A 7,447-nucleotide genomic window follows, 5' to 3' on the forward strand; every position below is an offset into this window, starting at 1 on the left:
CGCTGCACGCCCTGGCGGTAGGCGGTGCGGGCGGCGCGGCGCGCCAGGCGGCTCAGGGCGCCGGGTGCGGCGGACTCGGCCGCGGTGGCGGCGCCGGGCAGCGGCTCGCCCTTCGGGTCGAGGCCGTGGCGGGCGAGCACGCCGGGGAGGTAACCGGGTGCGATACCGGGCGTGTAGTACGGGGCGAGCGGCGGCAGTTCGGCGGCCCCGGTGAGGGCGGTGACCCTGTCGCGTACGGCTCCGAAGGGGTCGCCGTCGGCGGCGACACCGTGAGCGCGGGCCCAGGCGGGGTCGGCCTGCGGGACGAGGCCGGCGTCGATCTGGTCCCAGGAGGCGTACGCGTCCGAGCCGAGGAAGTGGTGGTTGCCCAGCGGCTCGCGGATCCCGAGGTCGGTGAGGACGGCCGTCGGGATGGCGCGGTGCATCGCTTCGAGGGCGGCCGTCGAGGAGACGGTGACCAGGAGGTCGGTGCGGTCGAGGACCTCGCCCATGTGGCCGTAGACCAGCTTGAGGTTGGGCGGCAGATCGAGCTTGGCAACCAGCTTCTGGTAGGGCTGCTCCTCGACGTGGGTGGTCTGCTCACCGGGCTTACTGCGGAGCTTGACCAGCACCTCGCGGCCGGGGTGTGAGCGGGCGTGCTCAACCGCCCGGCGCAGCAGGTACGCACGGTCGGCGCGGTTGTCCGGGACGGAGGGCTGGGCGGCGAAGACGACCGTGAACGGACGGTCGGAGGACGGCTCGTAGGTCGCGCCCTCCAAGAAGGGCAGCACGGTCTCGACGACGCTGTCCGCTGCCGCGGCCGCTCCGACACCCGAGTACACCTCGCGGAAGCGCTCCGCGTCGTAGGCGCTGTTGGCCAGGACCAGGTCCGCGCCGGCTCGCAGGAGCAGTCCGTCGGCGAGCTTCTCGTAGACGACGCCGACATAGCCGGTGACGACGACCGGACGGGCGGGGGCGCCGCACCAGGCACGGGCGAGGCCGTGCAGCAGCGCCTGCACGGTGCCGCCGACACAGGAAAGGATCAGTACGTCGGCGGTGTCCGGGGAGGTGTCCGCCGAGCCCTTCATCTCGTCCAGGAAGGCCGCGGCCGTGACCTCGCGCATGGAGTCCGCCGGGATGCCGACCTCTGCGAGCTGGCGCGCGGTCGGGGTGGCCCGGCCACGGAGCAGTCGCGCGTCGAGGCGGGCACCGGGGGCTATACGGCAAGCCGTCAGCGCACCCCATTTCCAACGGGTGTCCGAATCGGCGAGGACGATGACCCGAAGTGGGTCGGCGGTACTTTCTGGCACGTCCAAGACGCTAGGAATCCTTTCCAAGCTGGTCTCATACACAGGGACAACGGAAGGTTAACAACACACCTCCGAATGGCGAACCCGCCCGCTATGACAGCCGATTCACACTTTCCGCACCCTACGTTCACCCTCAAGTGGGTGGCGCGTAGCGCTCGAGGGGGATCCGACCTAAAGTGCGCAAGGTGGTAAAGCTCTCTGTAATCGTGCCGTTCTACAACGTTCAGACTTTCGCACCGGACATGATCAGAAGTATCCGTGCGAACGCCCGATCGGATTTCGAATTCATTCTCGTCAATGACAGGGCGACGGACGAAACCCCGAAAATCCTCGAACGTGCTGTCCCTTCACTTCCGGGAGCCCGGTTGATCTCCCATGAGAGAAACGGTGGTCTCGCCACCGCCCGCAACACCGGAATCGACGCGGCACGCGGCGAATACCTCACCTTCCTCGACGGCGACGACTGGCTCGCCGAGGGCTATCTGCCCCGGCTGCTGGACTCCATCGAATCCCTCGGCACCGACTTCGTCCGCACCGACCACGTCGTCTGCCACGGCCGCAAGCGCACCATCGCCCGGGTCCCGCAGGGCCGCCGCGGCGTGCGGCTCGACCCGCGCGAGGCGATCCTGCCCGCCGACCGCTCGACCTCGGTGGACTACGCGTACGCCTGGGCCGGCATCTACCACCGGCGGCTCGTCGACGCCGGGCTGCTGCACTTCCCCGACGGGCTGCGCACCGCCGAGGACCGGCCGTGGATCTGGCGGCTGCACCGCGAGGCGAAGTCCTTCGCGGTCGTCGGGCTGCTCGGCGTCTTCTACCGGCGCGGGGTCACCACATCTCTCACCCAGATTGGTGACATCCGTCAACTGGACTTCATCCGCTCCTTCGATCAGGTGCTCGCCGAGACGGCCGCTGACCCCGAGGCTGACCGCTTCATGCCCAAGGCGGTGCGCACGTACTGCGCGATCATCGCCCACCACCTCAACTCGATCGAGCGCTTCGAGCCTTCGGTCGCACGCAGGCTCAAGACGCTCAGCGCCGCCGCGCTGAAGGCGATGCCGCAGGACGTACTGACGGAGGCCCTGGATTCCATGGACGTCGAGCGAAGCGTGCGGCTGCGCCGGCTGCGTCGCCGGCCGTTCGTGACCGGCACCGGAAAGGCGGCCGCCTGATGCGTCGTACGCAGATCTTCATGGCGTCCACCCTCTACGGCGCCGCCACCCTGGCCGCCGCCCTGGACGCGGGCCGCTTCACCCCCGCGGAGCGGCGATTGCTGCTGGTCAGCAACAACGCCGCCGTGCCCGAGACCACCCCGGCGCTGGACACCATGCCGGGCTTCGAGGTGCTACGCGGCCGCTTCGACGGCGTTCTGTCCTGGAACGAGGCCATCGCGCCGCTGCACCCCGGCGGCTGGTCCCCGCGCAACGAGGACGTGCCGCTGTGGGAGCGGAACTTGCGCCGACTCTGGGACCTCGGCGAGGACGAGGTGCAGCTGGTCGTCGAGTCGATCCAGGTCGAGCCCGCACTCGCGCTGGTCAATGTCTTCCCCTCCGCCCAGGTGGAGGTCTACGCCGACGGCCTCATGTCGTACGGCCCCACCCGCAACAAGCTCGAGCCGCTGATCACCACCCGGATCAGTCGGCTGCTCCACCTGGACCTGGTGCCGGGCCTTCGGCCGCTGCTGCTGTCGGAGTACGGGGTCGGGGCGGAGGTCGTGCCGGCCGGGGCCTTCACCAAGGTCCTCGCGGAGATGGCGGAGGCCTCGGAGCCCGGCGCGGATCTCGCGGGCCTGCCCGCGGACGCGGCCCTGCTGCTCGGCCAGTACCTGTCCGCGCTCGACATCCTCAACGCCGCCGAGGAGGAGGAGCTGCACCTGACGATGCTGCGCGGCGCGGTCGCCCTCGGGCACCGTGATGTCGTCTTCAAGCCGCATCCCTCGGCCCCGGCGCACTGGTCGCGGCGGCTGGAGGAGGAGGCCGACGCGCTCGGCGCCAAGCTCACCGTCCTCGACTCACCGGTGCTGGCCGAGGTGCTCTACGAACGCCTCCGCCCGGCGATCGTCATCGGCTGCTTCTCGACCGCACTGCTGACGGCGTCCGCCTTCTACGGCATCCCCGTCGCCCGCACCGGCACCGGCCTCCTCCTGGACCGGCTCTCCCCCTACCAGAACAGCAACCGGATCCCCGTCACGCTGGTCGACGCCCTCATTCCCGACGTCGCGGACCCGGCCGCCGCCGCGTCCGCCGTCCCGCCGGACCTCAACCCGCTGCTGCGGGCCGTCGGCTACTGCATGCAGTCCCACTCCTACCCCCACCTGCGCGACGAGGCCGTCGCTTTCCTCGCCGCCAGCCTCGACAACGACTCCTGGCGCTACTTCAAGCGCCGGCGCCTCACCGCCCTGGCCCTCCCCGGCGCCGTCCCCGCCCCGCTCGCCTTCATCCCCCGCAGCCCGGCCGTCCGCCGGGTCGCCCGGCGCGCGATGGCCCTGAAGCGAGCGGCGCTGGGCTGAGAGCCTGTCGGGTGACCTCTTGGAATCGCACGCACCAGACCGCGTCCGCTCTCCGATCGAAGGTCACCCGACAGGCTCTGAGCCGCGGCGTCAGAAGATCAGAAGGCGTCGGTGGGGACGTACGTGCCCCAGACCTCGCGCAGGGCGTTGCAGACCTCGCCAATCGTGGCGCGGGCGCGCAGGGCGTCCTTCATGGGGTAGAGGACGTTGTCGGTGCCCTCGGCGGCCTTACGGAGGGCGGCGAGGGCATCGTCGACGGCCGTCTGGTCGCGCGCGGCCCGCAGGTCGGCGAGGCGGCCGGCCTGCTGGGCCTCGATCGCGGGATCGACGCGCAGGGGCTCGTAGGGCTCCTCCTCGTCGAGCTTGAAGCGGTTGACGCCGACGACGACGCGCTCGGCGGAGTCGGTCTCGAGGGCGATGCGATAGGCGCTGCGCTCGATCTCGTTCTTCTGGAAGCCGTGCTCGATGGCGTTGACGGCGCCGCCGAGGTCCTCGACCTTCCGCATCAGCTCAAGGGCGGCGGCTTCGACCTCGTCGGTCATCTTCTCGACGACGTACGAGCCCGCGAAGGGGTCCACGGTCGCCGTGATATCGGTCTCGTACGCCAGGACCTGCTGCGTACGCAGCGCCAGCCGCGCGGACTTGTCGGTGGGGAGCGCGATCGCCTCGTCGAAGGAGTTGGTGTGCAGGGACTGCGTGCCGCCGAGCACCGCCGCGAGGCCCTGGACGGCGACGCGTACGAGGTTGACCTCGGGCTGCTGGGCGGTGAGCTGGACGCCGGCGGTCTGGGTGTGGAAGCGCAGCATCTGGGACTTCGGATTCTTGGCGCCGAATTCGTCGCGCATGACCCGGGCCCAAATGCGCCTGGCCGCACGGAATTTTGCGACCTCTTCCAGGATTGTCGTACGAGATACGAAGAAGAACGACAGCCGGGGCGCGAACTCGTCCACGTCCATGCCGGCGGCAACCGCTGTACGAACGTATTCGATACCGTCCGCGAGCGTGAAAGCGATCTCCTGCGCGGGGGAGGCGCCGGCCTCGGCCATGTGGTAGCCGGAGATCGAAATGGTGTTCCATTTCGGAATCTCGGCCTTGCAGTATTTAAAGATGTCCGCGATCAGCCGCAGGGAGGGCTTCGGCGGGAAGATGTACGTCCCGCGAGCGATGTATTCCTTGAGGACGTCGTTCTGAATGGTGCCGGTGAGCTTGTCGGCGGTGACGCCCTGCTCCGCGGCGACGAGTTGGTAGAGCAGGAGCAGCAGAGCGGCGGGCGCGTTGATCGTCATCGACGTGGACACCTTGTCCAGTGGGATGCCGTCGAACAGCACCTTCATGTCGTCGACCGAGTCGATGGCGACGCCGACCTTGCCGACCTCACCGTGCGAGATGGCGGCGTCGGAGTCGTGGCCCATCTGGGTCGGCAGGTCGAAGGCGACGGACAGGCCCATGGTGCCGTTGGCGATCAGCTGCTTGTAGCGCGCGTTGGACTCGGTGGCGGTGCCGAAGCCGGCGTACTGGCGCATGGTCCAGGGGCGGCCGGTGTACATGGACGGGTAAACACCCCTGGTGAAGGGGTACGCGCCGGGCTCGCCCAGCTTCTCGGCCGGATCCCAGCCGTCGAGGGCGTCCGGACCGTAGACCGGCTCGATCGGCAGTCCGGACTCAGACTCGCGCGCCATGGGTTCACGCCTCCCGCTCAAGGCTTGCAGCGACTTTGCTACCGCTCAGTAAGGGTCCTGCTCTCAGCACGGACTGTAGTCGTGGGCGTGCGGCCGGTGGAGGTCCGCACGCTGGGACCTTGCTCACAGTCTTATGCCATGTTCGCGGAACTACACGGCCGGGAATTGTGTCTCTGGGGATACGAAAACATTGAGGGGGACAATGTGTCGGCACGAATAGGTCTGACTGCTGCCGCCATCCTGGCGATGACCTCGGTCGTCGGCTGCACCACGCAGGCCACGCAGGCCTCCGCCCCGGCTTCCGCACACGCCTCGCCTGCCTCTCCGAGCGCGGCCCGTACGTCCACCAAGCCCACGGCGACCGGGACCACCACGCCCACGGCCTCGCCCACCGCCACCCAGCAGGCCGTCTCCGCGAAACCGGTCATGGCGCGCGGCTCCAGCGGCGCCCAGGTCCGCGAGCTCCAGGCCCGGCTGAAGCAGCTCGGCCACTTCACCCTCTCCCCCACCGGCTACTACGGCACCGTGACCGCCACCGCCGTCCGTGCCTTCCAGGCCAAGCACGGCCTCCCCGCCTCCGGCACGGTCACCAAGACCACCTGGACAACCCTGCGCTCCCTGACCCGGGAACCGACGAACGCCGCCATGTATCCGCCCACCACCCGCCCGGTCGCCAAGCTGGACAAGCGCTGCCTCACCGGCCGCGTCCTGTGCATCAGCAAGACCAGCCGCACCCTGTCCTGGGTCGTCGACGGCAAGGTGCTCAGGTCCATGGACGTCCGCTTCGGCTCCCAATACACCCCGACCCGCGAGGGAACCTTCACGGTCAACAGCAAGAGCCGCCACCACGTCTCGACCATCTACCACACGTCCATGCCCTACGCGATGTTCTTCAGCGGCGGCCAAGCCGTCCACTACTCCGCCGACTTCGCCGCCCGCGGCTACGCCGGCGCCTCCCACGGCTGCGTCAACGTCCGCAGCCTGAGCGGGATCTCCGCACTCTTCGACCAGGTGCGGGTCGGCGACAAGGTCGTCGTCTACTGGTGACGGCACCTACGGCAACTGCGGCACCTGCGGTTCCGGGCAGGCGAGTGAGCCAAAGTGAGCGGCCGCTGTTGAAATGGGGGCACTCCCCCAGCCTTCGGCCGGGGGGACCCCCACCCAGCGGAAGCACTGGGGGAGAGAACGCCCGCAGGGACTCAGCGCAACGGGGGCGAACCGAGCCTGAGAAAAAAAGAGGACGCGGGCGGGGCGGGGGGAAAAGCGCCCCGCCCGCGTTCCTCGGAAGGACACCCGGTACGGGGGGACCAGGCGTCCTGTAGGCCGATGACCAGTCGGCCTATTCACTACAGCGCCGGGGGGACGGAAAGTGTCACACCCGGGGGCGTGGCCGGGCCGGGGGGTTGGTGCAAGTGCCCGGCCACGCCCTGGCGCGAGTCCGTACGGTACGGGGAGAACCCGGACCCGCTTGGCCGATGACCAATCGGCCCACCTCCTACAGCGCGGAGCACCGAAAAAACGTCACTCGGTCATCAGTTCGCGTTCTGGTCCGACCCGTTGGAGTGGTCGTTGCCGCTGTTCCCGGTCGTGCCGCCGGGCTGCTGGCCGTTGTCGCTCGTGCCGCCTTGCTGGTCGTTCCCGCTGTTCCCGCTGTTCCCGCCGGTTGCGTCTTGCCCGGTGTTCTGGGGGTCGCCGGAGCCGTTAGCGCCCAGCAGCCCGGCGCAGTAGCGGCGTACCTGGTGCCGGCCGCCGCCCGCCACGCTCCGGAGCTTCTCGAAGCCCTTGCCGTCGTGGTTCGCGTACGCCCTGCACAGCGCCCGGTAGTCCGGGGTGTCGGCGGGCCCGGACGGCGTGCCGCCGGCGACGCCGCGCGAGGCGCCGCCCGCCGGGCGTTCGCGGTCGGGTGCCGAGGAGGTGGAGCCGCCGGGGGCCGCGGAGCCCGAGCGGTGGCCGGAACCGCCGCTGTGGAC

At 69.7% G+C, this 7,447-nt stretch carries 5 protein-coding genes and 1 pseudogene; 3 read left to right on the plus strand and 3 right to left on the minus strand.

The annotated features are described in order from the left end of the window. The coding region (locus EFK10_RS25420; protein WP_127357992.1) for a DUF6716 putative glycosyltransferase at positions 1–1,289 on the minus strand (1,289 nt) is incomplete at its 3' end. Positions 1,290–1,474: 185 nt separating this feature from the next. Here EFK10_RS25420 and EFK10_RS25425 point away from each other — a divergent pair. Together EFK10_RS25425 and EFK10_RS25430 are read left to right on the plus strand one after the other, a co-directional pair. Continuing rightward, on the plus strand, positions 1,475–2,461 hold the full coding sequence (locus tag EFK10_RS25425; protein WP_127357993.1) for a glycosyltransferase family 2 protein: 987 nt from the start codon (positions 1,475–1,477) through the stop codon (positions 2,459–2,461). Beyond that, on the plus strand, positions 2,461–3,798 hold the full coding sequence (locus EFK10_RS25430; RefSeq protein WP_127357994.1) for a polysialyltransferase family glycosyltransferase: 1,338 nt from the start codon (positions 2,461–2,463) through the stop codon (positions 3,796–3,798). Before EFK10_RS25425 ends, EFK10_RS25430 begins: the two co-directional genes overlap by 1 nt. Positions 3,799–3,896: 98 nt before the next feature. Here EFK10_RS25430 and EFK10_RS25435 read toward each other — a convergent pair whose 3' ends face one another. Further along, the gene (locus tag EFK10_RS25435; RefSeq protein WP_127357995.1) at positions 3,897–5,477 is read right to left on the minus strand and encodes an acyl-CoA mutase large subunit family protein; all 1,581 of its coding nucleotides are present in this window, start codon (positions 5,475–5,477) and stop codon (positions 3,897–3,899) included. 246 nt (positions 5,478–5,723) lie between these two features. Here EFK10_RS25435 and EFK10_RS25440 point away from each other — a divergent pair, with 246 nt between their 5' ends. Further along, a complete protein-coding gene (locus EFK10_RS25440) occupies positions 5,724–6,524 on the plus strand; it encodes a L,D-transpeptidase family protein (protein ID WP_407647137.1) in 801 nt (266 codons plus the stop codon). A 485-nt stretch (positions 6,525–7,009) separates the two neighbouring features. Here the strand turns inward: EFK10_RS25440 and EFK10_RS47755 are convergent. Continuing rightward, positions 7,010–7,447, minus strand: a pseudogene (locus tag EFK10_RS47755) (hypothetical protein); the annotation flags it as partial.

This window comes from Streptomyces soli, assembly GCF_003999195.1.
Classification (GTDB): Bacteria; Actinomycetota; Actinomycetes; order Streptomycetales; family Streptomycetaceae; genus Actinacidiphila; species Actinacidiphila soli.